Raw genomic sequence first — 23,973 nt, forward strand, 5'->3', positions numbered from 1 at the left:
TGACTATGTTTGAAAAAATTCTGATCGCGAATCGCGGTGAAATCGCCCTTCGCATCCAGCGCGCCTGCCGCGAGCTTGGCATCAAGACCGTAGTGGTGTATTCGGAAGCCGACAAGGAAGCCAAATACGTCAAGCTGGCCGACGAAGCCGTCTGTATCGGCCCGGCGCCTTCGCCGCTGTCCTACCTCAATATGCCGGCCATCATCTCGGCCGCCGAGGTGACCGATTCGCAAGCCATCCACCCAGGCTACGGCTTCCTGTCGGAAAACGCCGACTTCGCCGAACGTGTGGAAAAATCCGGCTTCGTCTTTATCGGCCCGACTTCGGAAAGCATCCGCCTGATGGGCGACAAGGTCTCGGCCAAGCAAGCCATGATCAAGTCCGGCGTGCCGTGCGTGCCGGGCTCCGAAGGCGCCCTGCCCGATGATCCCAAGGAAATCCTGGCGATCGCGCGCACCGTCGGCTACCCGGTCATCATCAAGGCGGCAGGCGGCGGCGGTGGCCGCGGCATGCGCGTGGTGCACACCGAAGCGGCCCTGGTCAACGCGGTCAACATGACGCGCGAGGAAGCCGGCCGAGCCTTCGGCAACCCGGAGGTCTACATGGAGAAATTCCTGGAGAACCCCCGGCACGTCGAAATCCAGATCCTGGCCGACCAGCATCGCCAGGCGATCTGGCTGGGCGAGCGCGACTGCTCGATGCAGCGCCGCCACCAGAAGGTGATCGAGGAAGCGCCCGCGCCGCATATCCCGCGCCGCCTGATCGAGCGTATCGGCGACCGCTGCGCCGAGGCCTGCAAGAAGATCGGCTACCGTGGCGCCGGCACCTTCGAGTTCCTGTACGAGAACAACGAGTTCTACTTCATCGAAATGAACACGCGCGTGCAGGTTGAGCACCCCGTCACCGAGATGATCACCGGCATCGACATTGTGCAGGAGCAGATCCGCATCGCCTTTGGCGAGAAGCTGCGCTGGCGCCAGAAGGACGTGCAGCTGCGCGGCCACTCCATCGAATGCCGCATCAACGCCGAGGATCCGTTCAAGTTCACCCCGTCGCCCGGCCGCATCACTGCCTGGCACATGCCCGGCGGTCCCGGCGTGCGGGTCGACTCGCACGCGTATGATGGCTACTTTGTGCCGCCCAACTACGATTCGATGATTGGCAAGATCATCACCTACGGCGCTACCCGCGAGCAGGCCATTGCCCGCATGCGGATCGCGCTGTCGGAAATGGTGGTGGACGGCATCCAGACCAACGTACCGCTGCACCGCGAGCTGATGCTCGATGCCAACTTCGTCGAAGGCGGCACCAGCATTCACTATCTCGAACACCGCCTGGCCCAGAAGACCGTGGCCAAGGGCGGCAAGATCTGAAGCCCCGGCGCGGCCAGCATTAACGGATCGACAAGGATCGCCTGTGGCATTTCAGGAATGTGTGATCGAAATCGCACAAGACCAGGCAGAAGCCTGGTCTGACGCACTGTTCGACCTCGGCGCGCTGTCGGTATCGGTGGAAGACGCCGATGCCGACACGCCCGACGAGCAGCCGCTGTTCGGCGAGCCCGGCATGGAGCCGACTCGCCTGGCATGGAACCGCTCGCGCGTGGTGGCGCTGTTCGACAACAGCACCGATCCCGTGCTGGTGGTGGCCGCTGCTGCCAATGCGCTGGGCATCGACCCGGTGCCGCCGTACCAGCTGCGGCCGGTCGAGGACCAGGACTGGGTGCGCCTGACGCAATCCCAGTTCGAGCCTATCCGCATCGGCGAGCGCATCTGGGTGGTGCCGTCCTGGCACGAAGCGCCCGAACCCGACGCGGTGGTGCTGGAACTCGATCCCGGCCTCGCCTTCGGTACCGGCAGCCATCCCACCACGCGGCTGTGCATGCAGTGGCTGGAACAGAACATCAAGGCGGGTGAAACCGTGCTCGACTACGGTTGCGGCTCGGGCATCCTCGCCATCGTGGCGCGCAAGCTCGGCGCGGGCGACACGCTCGGCATCGATATCGACCCCAACGCGGTGGAAGCCTCGCGGTACAACGCTGAGCGCAATCGCGTGGAAGCCACTTTCGCGCTGCCGGAAACCGTTTCCGAGGCCAGCTACGACCTCGTCGTCGCCAATATCCTCTCCAATCCGCTCAAGCTGATGGCGGCCATGCTGAGCGCCCGCGTGCGTCCCGGCGGCCGGCTGGTGCTGTCGGGCGTGCTGGAGCGGCAGGCGGACGAAGTCGCCGCTGCCTACGCGCCCTGGCTGCCCATGTCAGTCTGGCGCAGCGAGGAAGGCTGGGTGTGCCTGCACGGCACCCGCGGTGAAGGCCCCGGCGTCCAGCCCTGAGCACCGCCAATGGCCGCAGCCAAGCTCGTCACGCGTTGCCCGGCCTGCCGCACGGCGTTCCGGCTGGTTGCCGATCAGTTGCGGCTGCGGCAGGGCCTGGTCCGCTGCGGCCAGTGCGACACCGTTTTCGACGCGCGTGAACACCTGATCGAACTGCCGGCGCCCGAACCGGCCAACGAGGCCGCGGTCGCCGCCGAGGCTGCCGCAAGCGTGGCTGCCCCGGCGCCGCCGCAGGAGACGGCCCCGGAAAAGCCCCACCGCCGCTCGCCGCGCACGCCACACGAGAAGTCCCACGAGGAAGCGCTCGAGGGTGCTCACGACACGGCACACGGCCGCGCGCCGCGAACCCCACGCAAACGGCACCATGCCGAGGCACACCCGGAAACGGAAGCACCTGACGCGCCTGGCCCGCATGCTGCCGAGGCCCTCGCCGCGCCGCAGGAAGCGCCGCATGACGAGGCAGCCGAATCCGGTGCGGACCGCCCCTACATCCCTCCTTTCGATCCCGGCTTCGATCCCGGTTACGACGTGCCGGCGCTCGACGCGCCCACCGTGATGCTGTACCAGACGCAAGCGGAAGCCGATGAGGCTGTGCACGCCGTCAACCGGCGGGCGGAGCCGGACGCAGGCGCCGTGGAGGATGGCGAGGAAGCGGCTTCCGCCGTGTTCGTGCCCGGCATTGTCGATGGCGAGGAGGCTGACGTTTCCGCCGCGGACCAGGCAACCGAAGCAACTGACGCAACCCATAAAGCCAGCGTAGCCGAGATAGCCGGTGCCGCCGCCTACACCTGGCGCGAAGCCGGCGTCCCGGCAGCGGGCGACACACCCGCCGCCACGCCGCAAGCCACCCCCTGGCCACAACTGGACCCCAGGACGCTGGCCGACGACCTGCCGCCGCAAGCCGCGCCCCAGGCCATCGCCGGGGCCACCGCCCTGGACGACGATGCGGAACGTGAAGCGCAGGCCGCCCATGAGCATGCGGCGCAACTGCCGCCACTAGCGGCCGGCGACGACGACGCAACGCATACCGCGGACATCGCCGATACCGCGGACACGGCGCAAGCCAGCGATTCGGCGAACGACGTAGCCACCGCCGGCCACGCCCCCGCGAGCGCCCGCGCCGAAGCCGACGCCGCGGCGGTCCCGAGCGCGAGCGGCTACCTGCGCGCCGAAGCGCAAAACGATTTTCCCGAGATTCCCGAGCCCGTGGCGCGCGAACAGGCGTCGCGCCTGCGGGCGGGCAGCGAGGAGCCCGCGGCACCGGCCTTTGCCCCGGACTTCCTGCGGCACGCACGCGAGCGCGGTCCGGGCCCGGCACGGCGCAAGCGCACGCTGCAACGCCTGGCGATCGCCGTGTTGGTGCTGGCAGGACTGGTGCAAGCGACCTATCTGGCGCGCAGCCAGCTGTCAGGGCGCATCCCAATGCTGCGCCCGGCCTTCGAGGCGATCTGCGCACCGCTGGGATGCGAGGTAGCGCCGTGGCGCGACATCGACGCCCTGCGCATCGAAAGCTCGCTGCTGCAAAAGCAGGACGAGGACACCGACGCATACCTGCTTGCCGTCACCTTGCGCAACCAGGGCCGGGCGACCGTGGCACTGCCGGCCATCGAGCTGGTCATGACCGACCTGCAGGACCAGCTGCTGTTGCGCAAGGTACTGCAGCCGGCCGATTATCTCGACGCCGGGCAGCAGGCCTTTGCCACGCACGGCCTGCGCGCAGGCACGGAGCTTCCGGTTCGGGTACGATTCCGTTCGCAGCAGGCGGCGGCGAACTACCGCGTGCTGATCTTCTACCCCTGAATTCCACACGGGCCCGCCGCTCATCCCGGGCGCCCCCGATTCACGGGCCCGCATTTCACACAGGAGCACATATGAGCAACGTCACCCTCGGCGGCAACGCCATCGAAGTCGGCGGCAAGTTTCCGCAAGCCGGCGACAAGGCCCCCGCTTTCTCGCTGGTCGGCAAGGACCTGAAGGACGTCACGCTGGCCGACTTCGCCGGCAAGCGCAAGGTGCTCAATATCGTCCCCAGCCTGGACACCCCGGTGTGCCAGGCCTCCGCGCGCAAGTTCAACGAAGCCGCCAGCGGCCTCGCCAACACCGTGGTGCTGACCATCTCGGCCGACCTGCCCTTCGCCATGGGCCGCTTCTGCACCGCTGAAGGCCTGGCCAACGTGGTGCCGCTGTCGCTGATGCGCGGCGCCGATTTCAAGGGCAACTACGGCGTGGACGTCAAGACCGGCCCGCTCGCCGGCGTGACCGCGCGCGCCGTGGTGGTGCTCGATGAAAACGACAACGTGAAGTACAGCGAACTGGTCTCGGAAATCAAGAACGAGCCGAACTACGACGCCGCACTGGCCGCGCTGAAGTAAGCGCGCCACCAGCCAGGCGCGGCCACCCGGATGACCGGGTGGCCGTTTTTACATTCAGTGGGCACCGCCACGAGCGAGCGCCCCCTTAGCAAGCACTGCAAGAATTGGAGAGAGCATGTCCAGCCTGATCTGTGGCTCCGTCGCCTACGACACCATCATGACGTTCGAGGGGCATTTCCGCGAACATATCCTGCCTGACCAGATCCACATGCTGAACGTGTCCTTCCTGGTCCCGTCCATGCGCCGCGAGTACGGCGGCTGCGCAGGCAATATCGCCTACACGCTGAAGCTGCTGGGCGGCGAGCCCGTGGTCATGGCCACCGTGGGCGCCGATGCCGAGCCTTACCTGCAGTACCTGCGCGCACTCGACATCAGCACCGAGCACATCCGTACCCTGCCCGATACCTATACGGCGCAGGCCATGATCACCACCGACCTCGACAACAACCAGATCACGGCGTTTCACCCCGGCGCGATGAACCAGTCGCAGCTCTCGCAGGTGCAGGACGCGCTCGGCGGCAGCAACGCGCCTACCCTGGGCATCGTCGCTCCGGACAGCCGCGAAGGCATGCTGCACCACGCCAGTCAGTTCGCCGAGGCCGGCGTGCCCTTCATCTTCGACCTGGGCCAGGCCATGCCGCTGTTCAACGGCGACGACCTCCGCCAGTTCGTTGAACTCGCCAGCTACGTGACGGTCAATGACTACGAAGCGCAAGTTCTGTTGTCGCGTACCGGCTGGACCAGCGAGGAAGTTGCCGCGCAAGTCCAGGCCTTCATCGTGACCCACGGTGAGCAGGGCGCGAGCGTCTTCGCCAACAAGCAGAAGTACAATATCGCTTCCGTAAAAGCGGATCGGGTCATCGATCCCACGGGCTGCGGGGATGCTTTCCGCGGCGGCCTGCTATACGGCATCGAACGGGGCTTCGACTGGGAAACAACAGGCCGCCTTGCCAGCCTGATGGGTTCCATCAAGATCGCGCACCAGGGTCCGCAGAACCACAAACCGTCGCGCGACGAAATCGGTGAACGCTTCCGGTCGGCTTTTGGTTATCGCTACGAGTAACACCTTTACGGGATGGATCCCATGCATACCCTGCTTCGCACCAGCGCCATCGCGCTCGCTGCAGCCGCCACCCTGGTGGCCGGCTGCGCTTCGCAGTCGAACTCCGCCAGCATCTATACGCCGGGCCAGGCTCAGCGTGAGCAGACCTTGCGCTACGGCGTGGTCGACACCGTGCGCGAGGTGCTGATCCAGGGTAACCAGACGGGCGCCGGCACCATCGCCGGCGGTGCCATCGGCGGCGTCGCCGCCGGCAGCACCATCGGCAGCGGCGGCGGCTCGGTAGCCGCGGGCGTGCTGGGCGCGGTGCTCGGCGGCATCGCAGGCAGCATGGCAGAGAACAAGATCAACCAGCGCCGTGGCCTGGAGATCACCGTGCGACTGGACAACGGCGAGATGCGCGCCATCGTCCAGGACGCCGACGAAGCCTTCCGCCCGGGCGAACGCGTGCGCCTGCTGTCTTCCGGCGGCACGACCCGCGTTACGCACTGAGCACCGCACCCGGGAGGCGCGCTGCGCTCCTGTCCGCTGCAGCGGGAGTTGACGCTACGTGGATACGAGAAGGCCGCCCAACGGCGCCTGCGACCGTTTAAGGCGACCTCCGGCCGTGACCCTGACCTGCCAAAGCGCTGCCTCCTCGACGGAGGCAGCGCTTTTTTCTTGCCGCGATCCGCGCCCGCCCGAGCCTCGCCTGTGGAAGCAGGCCGACGGCCTGCCCGTCCGGATGCACTCAGCTTCCTGTCGCCAGCAACGTCGCGGCCACCTCGTCGGGATCCCGCCCCGCGGCGGCCAGCACCAGGGTCTTGCGTCGTGAGGCCTGACCGCTCTTCAGCGTGACCGAACGGCGCGGCAGGCCCAGCGCCGCGGCCACCCACTGGCACAGGGCTTCGTTGGCCTTGCCGTCCACGGGCGGTGCCGCCAACCTGATCTTCAGCACGCCGTCATACTCGCCTGCGGCCGCGGTCGTCCTGGCGCCGGGCTGCACGTGCACCGTCACCACGATCTCATCTTGCCCGGAGCCCTTGCCCTGGCGGCACCATGCGGCCATCTACGCCTCCCCTGCTTTCCGGATGTTCAAATGCGCAATCGCCAGGGTGATCCGGTGCCTGGGCGCGCATGAAAAAACCCGCCGGGCTTTCACCATCGGCGGGTTGGCAAGACTGACGTCTTGCGGACCGGATACGCAGTATCTGGTCAGTGCGACACGCGATGCGTGCCCTGGCAATTCCCAGCGCTGGCCGTTACCGGCACGCTTACGGACGGGTGCCCGTCGGGAAAGGCCATGCCGCAGCCGGGTTCAGCGCGGTCTTGGCAGCTGTAGCGGGTGCGACAGCAGGCGCAGCGGCAGGCTTCGAAGCCGGCGCAGCCTTCTTGGCGGCAGCCTTCTTGGCCGGGGCCTTCTTGGCAGCAGCCTTCTTGGCCGGTGCGGCCTTCTTGGCAGCAGCAGCCTTCTTGGCCGGTGCAGCCTTCTTGGCCGGGGCAGCAGCCTTCTTGGCCGGTGCGGCCTTCTTGGCGGCTACCTTCTTGGCCGGTGCGGCCTTCTTGGCGACAACCTTCTTGGCTGCAACTTTCTTGGCCGGTGCGGCCTTCTTCGCTACGACCTTCTTGGCGGCGGCCTTCTTGGCCGGCGCTGCTTTCTTCGCTACGACCTTCTTGGCGGCGGCCTTCTTGGCCGGTGCTGCAGCCTTCTTGGCCGGCGCAGCCTTCTTCGCCACTACCTTCTTGGCGGCGACCTTCTTCACAGCGGCCTTCTTGGCCGGGGCGGCTGCCTTCTTGGCGGCCGGCTTGGCGGCCTTCTTAGCCGCCGGTTTCTTCTTTGCAGTCGTTGCCATGGATAACTCCTTCACTAGAGAGTGAATATCGAATGACCTAAGTTGGCGACCCGACCGACCCGAGGCGCGATACCGCGATGCGACCCCAATCGAGCGAGCGATTCATCGGCGCACGGAAACATTGCGACCCCACGCTAATGAATTCGGTGTCAGGGGCACCGCGGCGCGCGGTGCGATAGTGGCAAAGCGGAGCCCGCAGCCGGGCTTCTGACGCTTGCCGCGCCCTGGAATATTCGATCTGCCCGCGCCATCCGCCGGATCGGCACGCGGCATGAAAAGAAGAGATATCGGCCGGCATTTCCATGATGCGGGCAAAGCCACGCGCACCACGTACGGCATTCGTTTGGGGGTAGTTCGCCCATCCCGTTACTGGGCCAAAGGAGACTGCACGCGTTTTAGTAAACCAGTACGGCTTGGTCTGCGTCAAAGTTCTAGTGCTCCTGAGCTACCTGTTCCATTGCATCGAAGTGGGTGGCGCTCGTCGATCAGCATCACGTCCAACATCATCGTTCCATCTGCTGTCTTGCCTGCCTCGCAGCCATGCAATGAAGTGAGACTCTTGTCAAGGCGAATCATAATTCGTTTGTTGCGCGATGTTAAGAAAAAAGTGCAAAAAAACTTGCGCGCGAGCATGACAACTTCATCGTCTTCATGGCCGCGCTCCGCTCGCCTCGTCTTTGCATGCGCGCGACACGCTCTCACCACGTCGGACGCGGATGCGCATCGCTCCTCGCGCACACCATCGACGCATCGCTGATGCCGCGTCGAGTGAATGAAAAACCATCGTCGGCACGCTCCGTTTTTTTCACGCGAGCATCGCTGCCGGTATGCACTCGACGCGCTGCGATGGCGCGCTTCACGACGTTTCGCGAACGCCGGAAACCCGCATGAACAAAGGCTTTTCGGGAAACCGAGAATGCCTGGCCGATGACTGCGCGCACGCGTCGCGACATCGGCCTCTCACACTTCGCGCGAGTGCGAACGAGCGCCGCGCATGCACCGACCGGGCCTTCGTGCAGCCGTGCATTGAAGACGCGGCGCGATGCGCGGACGATGCGCGCGTCGAAGTCCGGTTCGCACGCTCGCGTGCTGCTTGAGCAGTGATGCGCCGACGCAACGGTCTGAGAATCGTCATTGCGACACACGCACTCAAGCGAGGTTTGGACACAGCGTCTTGCATGCATCGCGCGGCTTCATCGATGCATGCAAGACGACTGCGTGCCTTCCATCGGCCGGCATCCGCAATCGACAGCATCGACCTGTTCACCGGCGAGGCATCCCGGACCCTGCATGTAGTGTCGCGCGGAGTCGGGCACTCTCTGCCAGGCCGAACGCGGCGCGCACGGTGCGGGATGAAAAGGTTCGCCAGCAGTTCAATGCGATGCGCCCACTAGTCCCGCAAAGCAAAGCGAGACTCCGAGATGGCAACTACGATGCGTGGCCGGACAGGTGCCGCAGGCATGGCGGCGCCGCACGGAACATGCGGCCTAGAGGATTGCTTCAAGTGCCGGCGGCAGACAATTTTGCTGCATGACAGAATACGCCAGCAACCAGCAACCACGCCGGTTTCCGGCGAGCGGCCAGCTCGCTTTGATGCGTACGCAAACACGGCCGGGAGATTGCGGCGCGAGCCTATCATCAGTAGATTGGCGTACCCGCGCCGCCAGGCTCGCCGAATCCGGCAAGTGACGATCCTGGTAGCGCCACGGCGCGCAGTCATGGCGCGCCCCAACCCGAACAGGAGATCCCGATGCACTTTACTGCCCCCCGCTCCGCCGCACGCGCCGCCGTCATGGCGGCACGCGTCACCGTGCTCGCCGGTGCGCTGCTGGGTAGCGCCGCGGCGCTGGCCCAGACCACCCCGGCTGGTTCATGGAAGACCATCGACGACGCCACCGGCAAGCCACGCGGCCTGGTGGAGATCAGCGAGCATAACGGCGTCTACAGCGGCAAGCTCGTCAAGAGCTTCGGCGAGAGTGACGGCAAGAGCGACGGCAAGCCCAAGGTATGCGACAAGTGCACCGACTCGCGCCGCGACCAGCCCATCATGGGCATGACCATCATCACGGGCTTGCGCAAGACCGGCGACAACGAGTGGAGTGGCGGCGAGATCCTCGATCCGGAAAGCGGCAAGCTCTACAAGACCAAGATGTCGCTGGCGGACGACGGCAGCAAGCTCAAGGTGCGCGGCTTCATCGGCATCAGCCTGCTGGGACGCACCCAGACCTGGGAACGCGAACGCTAGCCCGCGTGCCAGGCGGTGCCGGTTCCGGTACTGCCTGGCAACCCACGGCGCATTCCTTGCGCGGTCCCTGACTTCATCGTTGCATCGCCTCAGCGCCTCACCTGCCTCTCCGTTCTTCGGCAACCCGTCCCGGCCAATCCGTCTTCACGCCGCCGCCGGCGCTGCCGCCTCGCTTCCCGCCCGGCCACTCAGCCAGCCAGTTGCCATGCGCTGCTCGCATGACGACATGCGCAGAATTCGTTTTCAGGGTGACGGCGCGACTCCTAACATCGGCCTTACCTGCCGTGCGCCGTTTCATCCCCCCACCGCGCCGGGCGGCGCTGCCACGCCGACCCGGTACCGACGCGGTTCGCGCACCGGCGCCGCCAACCAGGAGGAAGTCATGCACGCAAGCGCCCGTCCAGAAGCGCCACCAATCGTCAGCGGCTCGCAGCGCCGCCGCGCCATCGTCGCCACCGTGATCGGCAACGGTCTGGAGTGGTTCGATTTCACCGTCTACAGCTTCTTCGCCGTCATCATCGCGAAGCTCTTCTTTCCCACCGGCAACGATCTGTCCTCGCTCCTGCTGGCGGTTGCCACCTTTGGCGTGGGATTCTTCATGCGGCCGGTCGGCGGCATCATCCTCGGGGTGTACGCCGATCGCGTCGGCCGCAAGGCAGCACTGTCGCTGACCATCCTGCTGATGGCGCTGGGCACCACCATGATCGGCCTGGCGCCCACCTTTGATCAGATCGGCCTCTTCGCGCCGCTGCTGATCGTGGTGGCGCGCCTGCTGCAGGGCTTTTCAGCCGGCGGAGAGATGGGCGGCGCGACCGCCTTCCTGACCGAGTACGCACCGGTCGAACGGCGCGCCTACTATTCGAGCTGGATCCAGGCGAGCATCGGCGTGGCGGTGCTGCTGGGCGCCGCGGTCGGCACCTTCGTGACCTCCGCGCTGAGCACCGAAGCGCTCAATAGCTGGGGCTGGCGCCTGCCTTTCCTGCTCGGCATCGTGATCGGTCCGGTAGGCTACTACATCCGCCATCACCTCGACGAGACGCCGACGTTCCGTGAGGCCACCGACAAGTCCGACTCGCCGCTGGCCGAAGTGCTGCGCGACTACCCGCGCCAGACCGCGGCCAGCTTCTCGATGGTGATCCTGTGGACGGTCTGCACTTACGTGCTGCTGTTCTATATGCCGACGTACTCGGTCAAAGTGCTCCATGTGCCGCAGTCCACCGGCTTCATCGCCGGCATGGTCGGCGGCCTGGCGATCATGGTGTGCGCGCCGCTGGTCGGCATGCTGGCGGATCGCATCGGACGCCGCGTGCTGCTGTCCGGCTCGGCGCTGCTGATCCTGGTGCTGGCGTATCCGATGTTCGTCTATATCAACCAGGCGCCGGGGCTGGCTTCGCTGGTGGTCTTCCAGCTGGTGTTCGGCGTGCTGATCGCCACCTACACCGGCCCCATCCTGGCCGCGTTCTCCGAACTGTTCCCGGCCAAGGTGCTGTCGACCGGATTGTCGGTGGCCTACAACCTGGCGGTCACCATCTTCGGCGGCTTCGCTTCCTTCATCATCACCTGGCTGATCGCCAGTACGGGCAGCACCATGGCGCCGGCCTTTTATGTGATGTTTGCCGCCGCCATCAGCCTGGCCGGCACGCGCCTGGTGTGCGAGCCCGCTTACCTGCAAACCGCGCAAGTGCAAGCCGCGCAACCCGTCTAGTTCCAGCTTTTGTTCATCTTGTTCATCTGGTATCTCGTATGAAACAGATCCTACTCAGGGGCGGCAACGTCCTCGACCCCGCCCGCGGCGGTCTCCTGCAACGCCACGATGTACTGATCGAAGGCGAGCGCATCGCGGAGGTGTCGGCCACACCGATCCACGCGCCCGCCGCGCAGGTGCTCGACCTTGCCGGCAAGACCGTCATGCCCGGGCTGATCGACTGCCACGTGCACGTGCTGGCGTCGCTGGCCAACCTCGGCCTGAACGCGGTGCAACCCAATGTGCTGGTGGCGTTCCGCGCCATGCCGATCATGAAGGCCATGCTGGAGCGCGGCTTCACCACCGTGCGCGATGCCGGCGGCGCCGACTGGGGCCTGTCGCAGGCGATCGAGACCGGCCTGGTGCCCGGCCCGCGCATCTTCCCGTCCGGCAAGGCGCTGTCCCAGACCGGCGGGCACGGCGATTTCCGCCCACGCGCAGACATGCTGGAGCCATGCTCGTGCGCTTTCCGCGCCGGCGCTATCGCCCGTGTGGCCGATGGCGTGGAAGCGGTTCGCCTGGCGGTGCGCGAAGAAATCCAGAAAGGCGCCACGCAGATCAAGATCATGGCATCCGGCGGGGTGGCCTCGCCCACCGATCCGATCGGCAACACGCAGTACAGCGAGGACGAGATCCGCGCCATCGTGGCCGAGGCCGAGGCGGCCCAGACCTATGTCATGGCGCACGCCTACACCGGCCGCGCCATCGCGCGCGCAGTGCGCTGCGGGGTACGCACCATCGAGCACGGCAACCTGGTCGACCGCGCCGCCGCCCGCGTGATGCGCGAGCATGGCGCCTTCGTGGTGCCCACCCTTGTCACCTACGAGTCGCTTGCGCGCGACGGTGCGCGGCTGGGCCTGCCGGCGGAATCGGTGGCGAAGATCGAGACCGTGCGCCAGGCCGGGCGCGACTCGCTAGCCATCTATGCGGAAGCGGGCGTGCCGATGGGCTTTGGCTCCGACCTGTTGGGCGAGATGCACCAGGACCAGTCGGACGAGTTCCGCATCCGCGCGGAACTGCTCGGCAACCTGGAAGCGATCCGCAGCGCCACTTCGATCGCCGCCGCCATCCTGCAGCGCGAAGGCGAACTTGGCACCGTGCGAGCAGGCGCGCTGGCCGACCTGATCGCGGCGGATGGCAATCCGCTGGCGGACATCGGGCTGCTCTGCGGCCAGGGCGAGCATCTGACGATGGTGATGCAGGCGGGGCGCCTGCATCGCCTGCCTGGCTGAACCCCAAGACACTCTACGAAGCCGACAAGGATGCGCCAGAGCCGTCTGCAATCACGACGGCTGTCACTCCCTCTCCCCTCAGGGGAGAGGGTTGGGGAGAGGGGTGGCTTAGCTAGGAGTCACTTGAAGCGAAGCCAATGGTTGTTTCCAGCACGACGGCGTAACGAGCGCCCACCCTCTCCCCCGATCCCCTCCCACAAGCGGGGGGGGAGCAAAGCTAAGACACCGAACCAAGCCCTCCGCGCACTATCATGGCGACTGAACCGTCCCACTCGCCGCCATGCGCATCTCCCCCCTTCCGCCCCTGCCCTGCCTGGTCGCCTTCGAGTCCGCGATGCGCCACGGCAGCTTCACTCGCGCCGCCACCGAGCTGCATCTGACGCAAAGCGCCATCAGCCGGCAGGTTGCCCAGCTCGAGCACTTCCTGGGCAAGAAGCTGTTTATCCGCGAGCCGCGCGCGCTGCGCCTGACCGTGAGCGGCCAGGCCTATGCCGAGGAAGTGCAGCGTCTGCTGGCCGCATGCGCCGAAGCTACCGAGGAGGTGATGAAGCGCAAAGGCCATGGCGAACTGACAGTGGCCTGCTCCTCCGGCGTGGCGGTGCTATGGCTCACGCCCAGGCTGCCGCGATTCCGTGCCGCGCACCCCGACATCCACCTGCGCCTGCTCGTCAACGACAGCCTGGCGTCGCTGTCGCCGGCGGAGTTCGACGTGGGCTTGTACTACCTGCGCGAAGGCCCGCCGCCGGGACTGGCTTCGCGCCGCCTCTACGACGAGGACGTGTTCCCCGTCTGCGCGCCGCGATACCTGGACGGCCGCCGGCTCGACCCTGCCGACCTCCCCGGCGAGACCTTGCTGATGCTGGAAGACGGACAGCGCCAATGGATGTCGTGGCAGACATGGCTGGCCCATAACGGCGTGGCCGATGCGCGCCCGCCACACAAGCTGGTGGCCAACCAATATCCCATCCTGCTGCAACTCGCGATCGAGGGCCAGGGCATCGCCCTCGGGTGGCGGCACATGATCGACCGCTGCCTGCACGAGGGGCTGCTGGTGCGCGCCTGCGAAGCGAGCGCAAGCCTGGGCGGCGGCTACTACGCGGTGTGGCCCCAGGACCGCGCGGAAGCCGCGGCAGCGCGCGCGTTCCGCAACTGGCTGGCGCAACAGAGCGTGGACGGCCAGTAGCCGACAACCCCGGACGCCGCCGAGCCGGGCAAGCGGGAGGAGGCTGTGGAGCGCTTATGGAAGCGCATGCGCAGATTCAGCGAATTGACAGCTTCGCTGGTTATCATCGGTCGCTCGGCGTAGCGCTGGCCACAAAGTTGGCCTGGCCAGGCGCCCGGTACCTAAAACAGCCAATGGAGACAACCATGCGTATCCCCGCCACCAGCCGCGCGCTGACCCTCGCCGTTCCCGCCCTCTTCGCCACTGCCGGCCTCGCCATGCCGGTCCACGCCGCCGATGCGTGGCCGACGCATGTGATCAAGTTTGTTGTGCCATTCACCGCGGGCGGGGCGAACGACCTGGTGGCGCGCGCTGCCGCCGACGCGGTCGGCAAGCGGCTCGGCCAGGCGGTGGTGATCGAGAATCGCCCCGGTGCCGGCGGCGTGGTGGGCGCGGATTATGTGGCCAAGAGCAAGCCGGATGGCTACACCTTCCTGGTCGGCGCGGTTGGCACCGTCACCAACAGCCTGATCCGCAGCAAGATGCCCTACGCGCCGGACGACCTGGTGCCGGTCTCACTGGTAGCGGTTAGCCCGTCCGTGATCGTGGTATCGCCGTCGCTACCCGTGAACAACCTCAAGGAACTGGTCGAGTATTCCAAGAAGCAGGCCTCGGGCGCCAACTTCGCTACCGCAGGCAGCGGCAGCACGCCGCACTTTGTCGAAGAGATGCTCAAGGAGAAAGGCGCGGTGCTGACTGTCGTGCCTTACAAGAGCGGTTCGGAGAGCATTACCGCGGTGATCGGCAACCAGGTGACGGCCACCTCCGAGGCCAGCGTGGTGGTGCTGCCCAACATCAAGGCCGGCAAGCTCAAGGCGCTGGGCGCGACCTGGGACAAGCGCATGAGCGCGGCACCGAATATCGCGACCACCGCCGAGCAAGGCATGCCGGAAGTGCGCATCGGCCACTGGGCCGGCGTGTTCGCGCCCAAGGGTACGGACCCCGCCATCCTGAAGAAGATGAACGCCGAGATGAGCGCGGCGATGCAGACGCAGGAAACGCGCGACCGCCTGATCCCCAACGGCATTGAGCCCGCGGGCGGCACGCAGGAGAGCTTCATTGCCTTCATCAAGTCGGAGCGCGAACGCCTTGGACGCATCGCGAAGAAGGCCAATATGACCGCGGATTAATAAATTTTTCTACCAGTCCTGCCCTGCCAGGACTGTAAATGTCTGCAACAGGCCTGTTACGTACAGGCCTGTTTCATTTCTGACATGCGCCCCATGCTCCGTAAACTGAAACACAAGTGCGCCAATAGATGCAAATCACGATATTAATGTTTTATTTTAAGAACATTCAAGAGCGCCATTTATTGTCTGTGAAAAAAAGACAACGCGAATTGCAACGCTAATCATTCGCATTTATATTCCGGCTCGTCCAATCATATTTGCCCCGCCGTTGTCCGAACCGCAGGCATGCACTTCTCGCAGCCGCCGGCTGACTCGTTCTTACGGCCGTACCGGAATCGAGAATCGACATGAACCGCCGCACTCCGATCGCGACTGCACTGCTCGCGCTGTTCGCCACCCCCGTTGTCACCCTGGCCCAGACGGCCGCTCCCGCGCCTGCCACCAGCCAGGGCGCGACAACGCTGCAAGAGGTCGTGGTGCAAAGCGGACGCGTCAATGACGACTACAACGCGGTCAAGAATTCGATCAGCAAGCTGCCCGAGGAACTGCGCGACATTCCGCAATCGGTAACGGTGGTCAACAAGGCGCTGATCGATGCGCAGGGCGGCACCTCGCTGGCGGATGCGCTGCGCAACGTGCCGGGCATCACCATCGGCGGCGCCGAAGGCGGCCAGATCGGCAACAACATCAACCTCAACGGCTTCTCCGCGCGTACCGACATTTATCTCGACGGTTTCCGCGACCGCGGCCAGTACTATCGCGACGTCTTCGCGCTGGACTCGGTGGAAGTGCTGATGGGACCGTCGTCGATGCTGTTCGGCCGCGGATCGACCGGCGGCGTGATCAACCAGGTCAGCAAGAAGCCCTCGCTGAAGGCCGCCACGGAGGTCGCGGGGTCGGTCACCACCAATGGCCTGGTGCGCGCCACCGCCGACTACAACACGCCCACCGGCGAGACTTCGGCATTCCGCATCTCGGCGATGGCGCAGGACGGCGCGCCGAGCACGCGCGACCAGATGACGGTGAAGGACTTCGGTCTCGCGCCCTCCTGGCGCCTCGGCATCGGCACCCCCACGGAAATCACGCTGTCTGCGCTGCTGCAGCATAACGAGGACATGCCCGACTATGGCCTGCCGGCGATCAACGGGCATCCGGTCAACGTCAACCGCAAGACGTCCTACGGCTTCAACGACGACCGCACCATCCAGGACGTGGTCGCGCTCAACGGCACCGTCGATCACAAGTTCTCGCCGAACCTGCGCCTGCGCAACCAGACCCAGTTCAACTACGTCAACACCAATGCGCGCGAGACGGCGCCGAATGCCGTCGGCACGGTCAGCGCCAAGGGCTTCACCCCGCTGACCACCACCACCCTGCCGCTGGATGCACTCTTTGTACGCCGGCAAAGCCATGACCGTCATATCCGCGATTACTCGATATTCAACCAGACCGAGCTGACCGCCAAGTTCGACACCGGCCCGGTCAAGCACACCGTGCTGGTTGGCGCGGAAATCGGCCACGATGGCTATGACAACCAGAACTACTATCGCAACGGCACCTGCAATGGCGTGCCGCTAAACGCTGCCGCTACCGCCACTGCGGCAGCGGGCACCAGCGGCTATGTCGCGTGTGAACCGGTAGTCAACCCGGCGTACAGCAATTCGCCGGCCTCCGCGCCGAGCGCGACTGGCAACCGGCAGGGTGCGTCCGCCAATACGCTGGCGGCCTATCTCAACGACTCGATCGAATTCAGCAAGCAATGGAAGCTGGTGGCCGGGGTGCGCTACGACCGATATCTCGCCAGCATCACCAACTCGGTCAACTCGACCAATACAAAGGGCAATACCGCCCTGGCCAGCGCCGACCAGACCGTCAATTTCACCAGCGTGCGCGTGGGTGGCCTCTGGCAGCCGACCGAGGCGCAGTCCTACTACCTGTCGTACGGTACGTCGTTCAATCCGTCGCTGGAGCAACTGGTCGGCACCGTGGGCCAGCAGAACCTGGACCCGGAAAAGAACACGTCATATGAAGCAGGCGGCAAGTGGGACCTGATGGGCGGCGACCTGTCGCTGACATCTGCGCTGTTCCAGATCACCAAGGACAATGCCCGCAGCCAGATCGACGCCACCACCTACGCGCTGACCGGGAAGATCCGCGTGCGCGGCTTCCGGGCCGGCGCTACTGGCCGCATCACCAACAAGTGGCAGGTCTTTGCGGGCTACACCTACCTGGACGGCGAGATCGTCGACGGCATCGCCGCCGGCACCCAGGGCATGGTCCCGACCAATACGCCCAAGCACACCGCGACGGCATGGACCAGCTACCGCGTGCTGCAGGACTGGGAAGTGGGCGGCGGCGCCTTCTATATGTCGCAGCGCTATGCCAACAACACCAACACCGTGCAGGTGGGGGGCTTCGTGCGCTGGGACGGCATGATTGCCTACCACCAGCCGAAGTACGATGTGCGCCTGAACCTGTTCAACGTGTTCGACAAGAAGTACTACGATGCGCTGATCCAGTCGGACGGCGGCCGCTCGGTGCCGGGCACCGGCCGCACGGCGATGCTGTCCCTCATCTACCGCATGTAAGCTAAGGTAAAGTGGCGTGGCGCCATGTCGCGCCACGCGGCAACGCCGGGACCTCTCCCGGCGCTGCTATCGAATCCTGCCGAGATCGTCATGCTTGTCTGCATTCCCAAGGTCCTCAACGCGGAGCAACTCGCCGTGCTGCGCGAACTGCTCGACCAGGCCGGCGACGCCTGGGTGGATGGCCGCGTATCGGCCGGCTACTCCGGCGCCCCGGTCAAGTTCAACCAGCAGATCGACGAGCGCGCCGACGTGGCGCTGCAGTGCCAGCAACTGATGCTGAGCGTGCTGGAACGGCATCCGCTGTTCATCAGTGCGGCGCTACCCAATATCGTTTACCCGCCGATGTTCAACCGCTACAGCGAGGGCATGACGTTTGGCCCGCATGTGGACGGCAGCGTACGCATCCATCCGCATAACGGCCGCAAGCTGCGCACCGACATCTCGGCCACGCTGTTCCTCAGCGACCCCGCCAGCTACGACGGCGGAGAGTTGCAGGTGGAAGACACCTACGGCGTGCACAGCGTCAAGCTGGAAGCCGGCGACATGGTGGTCTACCCGGCCACCAGCCTGCACCAGGTGACGCCGATCACGCGCGGCACACGCGTGGCGAGCTTCTTCTGGATCCAGAGCCTGGTGCGCGACGATGCGCAGCGCGCGCTGCTGTTCGACCTTGACAACGCCATCCAGAAACTCAACCAGACCGGCGCCGACGAAGGCGCGCGCCGCTCGCTGGTGGGTTGCTATCACAACCTCCTGCGGCAGTGGACCGACACCTGAATCCGCCTCTATCCACCTGATGGCTGAAGGCGGCGCATCGCGCCGCCTTCAGCCTTACATCCGGTAGCGCAATGTCGCCATCACGCTGCGCGGCGCGCCTGGCATGTTCAGGTTGGGGCTGGTACCGTGGGCTGAGACGATATAGCCCTGGTTGAACACGTTATTGAGGTTGAGCTGCGCCTCGAACGCACCACGGCGGTACCACGCCATCATATCGGCGGTGACGTAGCCCGGCAGCGTGACCGTATTGCCCGGATTGGCAAAACGCGCGCCAACGAGGTTGAGGCCGCCACCCACGCCAAAACCATAGCCCAGCGATTTGGTGAGCCACACGTTGCCGCTGTGCATCGGCGTCAGCGTGGCGCGCTTGCCCTGTACCTGCTGGCCGGCATCGACCGCAACCGATCTGGTCACGCGCGCGTCAAGATACGCATAGCCCGCAAGCACGCGCCAGCCCTGCGACAGGTCCGCTGAGGTGGTGAGTTCCACGCCGTCGGTACGTTGCTCGCCGATCGGCACCAACTGCAAGGTGAGCGGATTGGTTGCCTTGATACCGTTTCGCTCCAGGCGGAACACGGACACCGTAGTGCTGGCGCGGCCATCCAGCCAGTCGTACTTGGCGCCTACCTCGGTATTGCGCGTGCTTTCCGGCGCGATATCGGCGTTATTGGCCGCCAGCGCGAAGGCCTCGCCCGAGGGCTGGAACGAACGGCTCCACGATACATAGTAGGACTGCGTCCTGGTGGGCTGCCACACCAGGCCGGCGCGCGGGCTCCAGGCGTCGTCGGTGCGCGACAGGCCGGGCTGGCCGGGGCGATGATCGACGGTCTCTTGCTGGAAGTGGTCGTGGCGCAGGCCGATCAGCGTCTTCCAGTGTTCGGTCAGGCTCACCATGTCCTGCGCATACACGCCCAGGGTCTTGAAGGTGCCCAGGCTGTTGGCGGTGAGCGCGCCGCCGTGCAGCGGCAGCGTGGGAAGCACCGGATTGAACAGCGATACGGTGGCCACCGTGCCAGCGGAATAGCTGACGAGGTCCTTGTTCTGCTGGCCGATCTCCACCCCATAGAGCAACTCGTGCTTCATGCCGAACAGCGTGGTCTTCTGCATCAGGTCGGTCTGGTTGAACCAGCCGCGCTCGGCGCGCGCCACGTTCGAGCGCGTCAGCGTGACGGTCTGGCGCGCCTCGTTGACCACGCCCGGCAGCGTGTTGTTCCGGTCCAGCGTGTAATGGTAGTAGCGCGTGGCATTGCGCAGCGACCATTGCTCGTTGAAGCGGTGGTTCAGCGTGGCGGTGCCGGAGTACACACGCGACTGGCTGTAGTCCACGTCGCGCGCGTTGGCGGCGCCATAGTAGGTGGAAGCGGGCACGTTGACGGGGCGGCCCTGGTGCGCCGGGATGCCGAAGTCGGTCACGCGCCGGTCTTGCAGGTAGTCGGCCTGCAGCAGCAGCGTGGTCTCGGCCGCCAGGCGCAGGTCCAGCGACGGCGCCACGGCAAAGCGGTCGATGAACTGCTGGTCGCGGTAGCTGTTGCCCTTCTCCACGGCGCCGGTGATGCGCCAGGCGGCGGCGTCGTTCACCACGCGGCCGACATCGGCTTCGGCGCGCCGGCTTTGCCAGGAGCCATAGCTGAGCGCCAGATCCGTGACATCGAGGCCGGGCTTCTTGGTGACGCGGTTGATCAGGCCCCCGGACGAGCCGCGCCCGTAAAGCACCGCGGCCGGCCCTTTGACGACTTCGATGCGGTCGACGTTGGACAGGTCGCGAAAGTACAACGCATCGTCGCGGATACCATCGACGAACTGGTCGGCGATGGCCGAAAAGCCGCGGATGCTGACCTGGTCCCGCTGGCCGTCGCCGGTAGAGAAACTCACCCCCGGCACATTCTTCAGCGCGTCCTGGATCGACGTAGCGTGCTGGTCGCGCATCACTTCGGCGGTCACCACGTTGACGGTCTGCGGGATATCACGCAGCGGTGCGTCGATCTTGGTCGCGCTGCCGGTGCTGGTCGGGTTGTAGCCCTCTCCTGGGTCGCTGCCAGCGGCGGCCTTCACAGTGACTTCGGGCAGGCTGGCCGTGCTATTCGCCTGCGCCTGTGCGGTACCGAAGACGGCGGATTGGGAAACAAAGGCGCCGAGCACGGCGGCATGGATTGGGCGGAGGATAAGGCGCATCGCTGTAATGATTTGTAACGATTAAAATACAAATGCGACGCATTATCATTTTCATTAGCAACGATTGTCAATAAAAACCACGGGTGCATATCCGGGCACGCAAAAAGCGGCTAAAACAGCACTGAATGTGGTGTTAATCGATCTAGGGAAAGAGAAAATACCGAAAAGACCAAAAATGCGAGGAAATCGGCAACAGGTCCATGCCTGGCGCATGTCCGGCGGTCTCCGCGCGCAAATGGTCAGGCCATTTCAGGCGAATTGCTCCGCCAGCGCCGTGCGCACCTTCGCCACCAGAGGCGCCTCGCCGGGCCGCGCGGGCAGCAGGTAAAACTCGGCGGCCGGCAGCGCGGGAAGCTTCAGCCGGCTGGCGGTCTGGGCGTCGATGCGCGCCACCCCGGGCCCGATCGCCGACTCGTTCAGGCAGGAGATACCCAGACCGGCGGCCAGCGCGAGCTGCAGCCCGGCCACGCCCGAGGCGGAATGCGCGATCACATGGTCCAGCCGCCGGCGCAGCAGCATCTGCACCACGTACTGGTGCAGCGAGCAGGTATCAGGCAGCAGCACCAGCGGCAGCGGCGCGCTGATGCCCTCGGCCTCCCCTTCGGCCGCCACCCACGCCAACGCCTCGCGGCGCAGCACGGTGCCGCGCGCTCCCCGCTGGCCACCGCGGGCGCCCGGCAGCCGCATCGACAGGCCGATATCGAAGGCATCGGTCAGCGCTCCGGCGTCGATCATGCCGCTCTTCATCACGGTCACATGCAGCCGCAGGTAGGGATAGCGCTCGCGCAGCCGGCGCAGCATGCCGGCGATCTCGCCAGGCCGGAAGTAATCCGTCACCGCCAGCCGCAGTTCGCCATCCAGCGTATGGCCGCGCAAGTCCTGCAACGCCAGTTCGGACAGCGCCAGGATGCGCCGCGCATGTTCCAGCAGGCGCATGCCGGCGGGCGTGGGCGAGGCGCCCTGCTTGCCGCGCGTGAGCAGCGGCACGCCGGCACGCTCCTCCAGCTTGCGCAGTTGCTCGCTGACCGATGACTGCGACAGGAACAGCCGCGGAGCGGCGGCCGACAGGCTGCCGGCCTCGGCCACGGTGACAAAGGTACGTAGCTGATCGAGTTCCAGGGCGCGCATCGCCATCTCCCTCATGTTTCGGTATTTACGATGGATAGTATCGCAAATTCCCGTTTTTCCGATGGCAGGCAGACGCCTAGAATGGCATCACTTACCCGCTGAACCGAAACAACGCCAACCTCAGGCCAAGGAGCCCGTCATGCCCCACATCAACCTCCAGATCTCAGGCAAACCCGATGCATCGCTGACCCGCCGCAGCGCCGCCGCCGTGGCCGGGATCACGCAGCGCGTGCTCGGCAAGAAGCCGGAAGTCATCGTCGTCTCCGTGCAATACATCGATCGCGACGCCTGGATCGTCGGCGGCGAACCGCTCTCGGAACTGGGCCGCAATGCCTTCCATCTCGATATCAGCGTGACCGATGAAACGAACACGAAAGGCGAGAAGGCGCAGTTCCTGAAGGAGGTGTTCGAGTCGCTGTCGGAGCTGATCGGCAACGTCCATCCGGTCTCGTACATCCATGTTGTCGACGCGCGCGCGGCCACCTACGGCTACGGCGGGCTGACGCAGGAGTACCGCTATCACCACGGTTGAACACCGGGCCGGAGCTACCGGCCGGCACTGGCCTTTGAGGCAGGACATTCCGCAGTGCAGCAAGCTGTGGCAAAGTCGGCACCTGGTCCGTTGCGCGCGGGGCCAAAAGCACCGCGCGCACGGGAAACACGAGGAGAACCGATGTCTTTCCTGATCGTACTGGCCGCGCTGGCCTTCCTGATGTTCGCCGCCTACCGCGGCTACAGCGTTATCCTGTTCGCCCCGGTGGCCGCGCTCGGCGCCGTCCTGCTGACCGAGCCCGCCGCCGTGGCGCCCGTCTTCTCCGGCATCTTCATGGAGAAGATGGTCGGCTTCGTCAAACTGTATTTCCCTGTGTTCCTGCTTGGTGCCGTATTCGGCAAGGTGATCGAGCTGTCGGGCTTCTCGGAGTCCATCGTCGCCGCCGCCATCCGTTATATCGGCCGCTCGCGCGCCAATGCGGTGATCGTGGCGGTCTGCGCGCTGCTGACCTACGGCGGGGTTTCGCTGTTTGTGGTGGTGTTCGCCGTCTATCCCTTCGCGGCGGAACTCTACCGGCAGAGCAATATTCCCAAGCGCCTGATGCCGGGCGCCATCGCGCTGGGCGCGTTCTCTTTCACCATGGATTCGCTGCCGGGTACGCCGCAGATCCAGAACATCATCCCCACCACCTTCTTCAAGACCACGACCTGGGCAGCGCCGTTGCTGGGTGTGCTCGGCTCGCTGTTTATCGTCGGGGTCGGCCTGTCCTACCTGGAGTGGCGCCGCCGCGCAGCCATGGCGCGCGGCGAAGGCTACGGCACGGCGCTGCGCAACGAGCCGGAGCGCCGCCAGACCGGGCACCTGCCGCACCCCGCGCTGGCGCTGCTGCCGCTGGTGGTGGTAGGCGTGGCCAATTTCGTCTTCACGCGGATGATTCCGCAGTGGTACGGCAGCAGCTATAGTGTGTCGCTGCCCGGCCTGGCCAAGCCGGTGGAAACGCAGATCGCCACCGTGACCGCGATCTGGGCGGTGGAGGCGGCCTTGCTGCTGGGCATCGTGGTGGTGCTGGCGACCGCCTTCGGCGCGGTGCGCGATCGCTTTGCCGAGGGTAGCAAGAGCGCCATCGGCGGGGCGCTGCTGGCGGCCATGAATACGGCCTCGGAGTACGGCTTCGGCGGCGTGATCGCCGCCCTGCCCGGCTTCCTGGTGGTCAGCGATGCGCTCAAGAGCATCCCCAATCCCCTGGTCAACGCGGCCGTCTCCGTCAGCACGCTGGCCGGCATCACCGGCTCGGCCTCTGGCGGCATGAGCATCGCGCTGGCCGCCATGTCGGACACCTTTATCCATGGCGCGCAGGCTGCCGGCATCCCGCTCGACGTGCTGCACCGGGTGGTGTCGATGGCCAGCGGCGGCATGGATACGCTGCCCCACAACGGCGCAGTGATCACCCTGCTGGCGGTGACGGGCCTGACCCATCGTGAGTCCTACCGCGACATCTTCGCGGTCACGGTGATCAAGACCATGGCCGTGTTCTTCGTGATCACGGTGTACTACCTGACCGGCGTGGTCTGAATGCGGCGCGCGATGCGCCGCACCTTGTGCATCGCGCCGTCCTTACCTAGTGTGTGTGAGTAACCGGGCGTCGCG

At 65.7% G+C, this 23,973-nt stretch carries 21 protein-coding genes; 15 read left to right on the top strand and 6 right to left on the bottom strand.

All coding sequences use genetic code 11. The features are described 5' to 3' along the window. Nucleotides 1-5 precede the first annotated feature (5 nt). From accC to ACZY0R_RS33790, 6 genes are all read left to right on the top strand, one after another. Nucleotides 6-1,373, top strand: coding sequence for an acetyl-CoA carboxylase biotin carboxylase subunit (gene accC / locus ACZY0R_RS33765; protein ID WP_045237125.1), 1,368 nt, complete (start codon nucleotides 6-8; stop codon nucleotides 1,371-1,373). 43 nt (nucleotides 1,374-1,416) lie between these two features. After that, nucleotides 1,417-2,331, top strand: coding sequence for a 50S ribosomal protein L11 methyltransferase (prmA, locus tag ACZY0R_RS33770; RefSeq protein ID WP_488864609.1), 915 nt, complete (start codon nucleotides 1,417-1,419; stop codon nucleotides 2,329-2,331). Nucleotides 2,332-2,340: 9 nt separating this feature from the next. Next, nucleotides 2,341-4,131: a DUF3426 domain-containing protein gene (locus ACZY0R_RS33775; RefSeq protein ID WP_488864611.1), complete on the top strand. Its 1,791-nt coding sequence runs from the start codon at nucleotides 2,341-2,343 to the stop codon at nucleotides 4,129-4,131. A 71-nt stretch (nucleotides 4,132-4,202) separates the two neighbouring features. Next, on the top strand, nucleotides 4,203-4,703 hold the full coding sequence (gene tpx / locus ACZY0R_RS33780; RefSeq protein WP_488864613.1) for a thiol peroxidase: 501 nt from the start codon (nucleotides 4,203-4,205) through the stop codon (nucleotides 4,701-4,703). Nucleotides 4,704-4,818: 115 nt separating this feature from the next. After that, nucleotides 4,819-5,766 carry a carbohydrate kinase family protein gene (locus ACZY0R_RS33785; RefSeq protein WP_488864615.1) on the top strand — a complete coding sequence of 316 codons (948 nt, stop codon included), beginning with the start codon at nucleotides 4,819-4,821 and terminating at the stop codon, nucleotides 5,764-5,766. 21 nt (nucleotides 5,767-5,787) lie between these two features. After that, nucleotides 5,788-6,255 (top strand): outer membrane lipoprotein, encoded by a 468-nt coding sequence (locus ACZY0R_RS33790; RefSeq protein WP_488864617.1) that lies wholly within the window; start codon nucleotides 5,788-5,790, stop codon nucleotides 6,253-6,255. 238 nt (nucleotides 6,256-6,493) lie between these two features. Here the strand turns inward: ACZY0R_RS33790 and ACZY0R_RS33795 are convergent, their stop codons facing one another. The 4 genes from ACZY0R_RS33795 to ACZY0R_RS33810 form a co-directional block, all read right to left on the bottom strand. After that, nucleotides 6,494-6,811, bottom strand: a complete 318-nt coding sequence (locus tag ACZY0R_RS33795) for a DUF167 domain-containing protein (RefSeq protein WP_488864619.1) — start codon at nucleotides 6,809-6,811, stop codon at nucleotides 6,494-6,496. 205 nt (nucleotides 6,812-7,016) lie between these two features. After that, complete coding sequence (locus ACZY0R_RS33800; RefSeq protein ID WP_488864621.1) at nucleotides 7,017-7,595, bottom strand: histone H1-like DNA-binding protein; 579 nt, start codon at nucleotides 7,593-7,595, stop codon at nucleotides 7,017-7,019. A gap of 423 nt (nucleotides 7,596-8,018) precedes the next feature. Continuing rightward, on the bottom strand, nucleotides 8,019-8,228 hold the full coding sequence (locus ACZY0R_RS33805; RefSeq protein ID WP_488864623.1) for a hypothetical protein: 210 nt from the start codon (nucleotides 8,226-8,228) through the stop codon (nucleotides 8,019-8,021). Nucleotides 8,229-8,293: 65 nt separating this feature from the next. Next, on the bottom strand, nucleotides 8,294-8,548 hold the full coding sequence (locus ACZY0R_RS33810) for a hypothetical protein (protein ID WP_488864625.1): 255 nt from the start codon (nucleotides 8,546-8,548) through the stop codon (nucleotides 8,294-8,296). Nucleotides 8,549-9,345: 797 nt separating this feature from the next. On the opposite strand from ACZY0R_RS33810, the gene ACZY0R_RS33815 reads away from it, so the two are divergent. The 7 genes from ACZY0R_RS33815 (at nucleotide 9,346) to ACZY0R_RS33845 (ending at nucleotide 18,533) form a co-directional block, all read left to right on the top strand. Next, nucleotides 9,346-9,840: a DUF2147 domain-containing protein gene (locus ACZY0R_RS33815; protein ID WP_488864627.1), complete on the top strand. Its 495-nt coding sequence runs from the start codon at nucleotides 9,346-9,348 to the stop codon at nucleotides 9,838-9,840. 382 nt (nucleotides 9,841-10,222) lie between these two features. Further along, complete coding sequence (locus ACZY0R_RS33820; RefSeq protein ID WP_488864629.1) at nucleotides 10,223-11,545, top strand: MFS transporter; 1,323 nt, start codon at nucleotides 10,223-10,225, stop codon at nucleotides 11,543-11,545. 38 nt (nucleotides 11,546-11,583) lie between these two features. Then, nucleotides 11,584-12,816 (top strand): metal-dependent hydrolase family protein, encoded by a 1,233-nt coding sequence (locus ACZY0R_RS33825; protein ID WP_488864631.1) that lies wholly within the window; start codon nucleotides 11,584-11,586, stop codon nucleotides 12,814-12,816. Nucleotides 12,817-13,096: 280 nt separating this feature from the next. Next, nucleotides 13,097-13,999, top strand: a complete 903-nt coding sequence (locus ACZY0R_RS33830) for a LysR substrate-binding domain-containing protein (RefSeq protein WP_488864633.1) — start codon at nucleotides 13,097-13,099, stop codon at nucleotides 13,997-13,999. A gap of 185 nt (nucleotides 14,000-14,184) precedes the next feature. Beyond that, complete coding sequence (locus ACZY0R_RS33835) at nucleotides 14,185-15,168, top strand: Bug family tripartite tricarboxylate transporter substrate binding protein (protein WP_488864635.1); 984 nt, start codon at nucleotides 14,185-14,187, stop codon at nucleotides 15,166-15,168. Between the two features lie 347 nt (nucleotides 15,169-15,515). Next, nucleotides 15,516-17,756, top strand: coding sequence for a TonB-dependent receptor (locus ACZY0R_RS33840; protein WP_488864637.1), 2,241 nt, complete (start codon nucleotides 15,516-15,518; stop codon nucleotides 17,754-17,756). Nucleotides 17,757-17,846: 90 nt separating this feature from the next. Beyond that, nucleotides 17,847-18,533, top strand: coding sequence for a Fe2+-dependent dioxygenase (locus ACZY0R_RS33845; protein WP_488866333.1), 687 nt, complete (start codon nucleotides 17,847-17,849; stop codon nucleotides 18,531-18,533). 54 nt (nucleotides 18,534-18,587) lie between these two features. Here ACZY0R_RS33845 and ACZY0R_RS33850 read toward each other — a convergent pair whose 3' ends face one another. Beyond that, nucleotides 18,588-20,705: a TonB-dependent receptor gene (locus tag ACZY0R_RS33850; RefSeq protein ID WP_488864639.1), complete on the bottom strand. Its 2,118-nt coding sequence runs from the start codon at nucleotides 20,703-20,705 to the stop codon at nucleotides 18,588-18,590. 249 nt (nucleotides 20,706-20,954) lie between these two features. Beyond that, nucleotides 20,955-21,833 (bottom strand): LysR family transcriptional regulator, encoded by an 879-nt coding sequence (locus ACZY0R_RS33855; RefSeq protein WP_488864641.1) that lies wholly within the window; start codon nucleotides 21,831-21,833, stop codon nucleotides 20,955-20,957. Between the two features lie 139 nt (nucleotides 21,834-21,972). Here ACZY0R_RS33855 and ACZY0R_RS33860 point away from each other — a divergent pair, with 139 nt between their 5' ends. Then, nucleotides 21,973-22,365 (top strand): tautomerase family protein, encoded by a 393-nt coding sequence (locus tag ACZY0R_RS33860; RefSeq protein WP_441625549.1) that lies wholly within the window; start codon nucleotides 21,973-21,975, stop codon nucleotides 22,363-22,365. Between the two features lie 141 nt (nucleotides 22,366-22,506). Next, nucleotides 22,507-23,898, top strand: coding sequence for a GntP family permease (locus tag ACZY0R_RS33865; RefSeq protein WP_488864643.1), 1,392 nt, complete (start codon nucleotides 22,507-22,509; stop codon nucleotides 23,896-23,898). Nucleotides 23,899-23,973: the final 75 nt, after the last annotated feature.

This window comes from Cupriavidus sp. F041 (genome assembly GCF_057814235.1).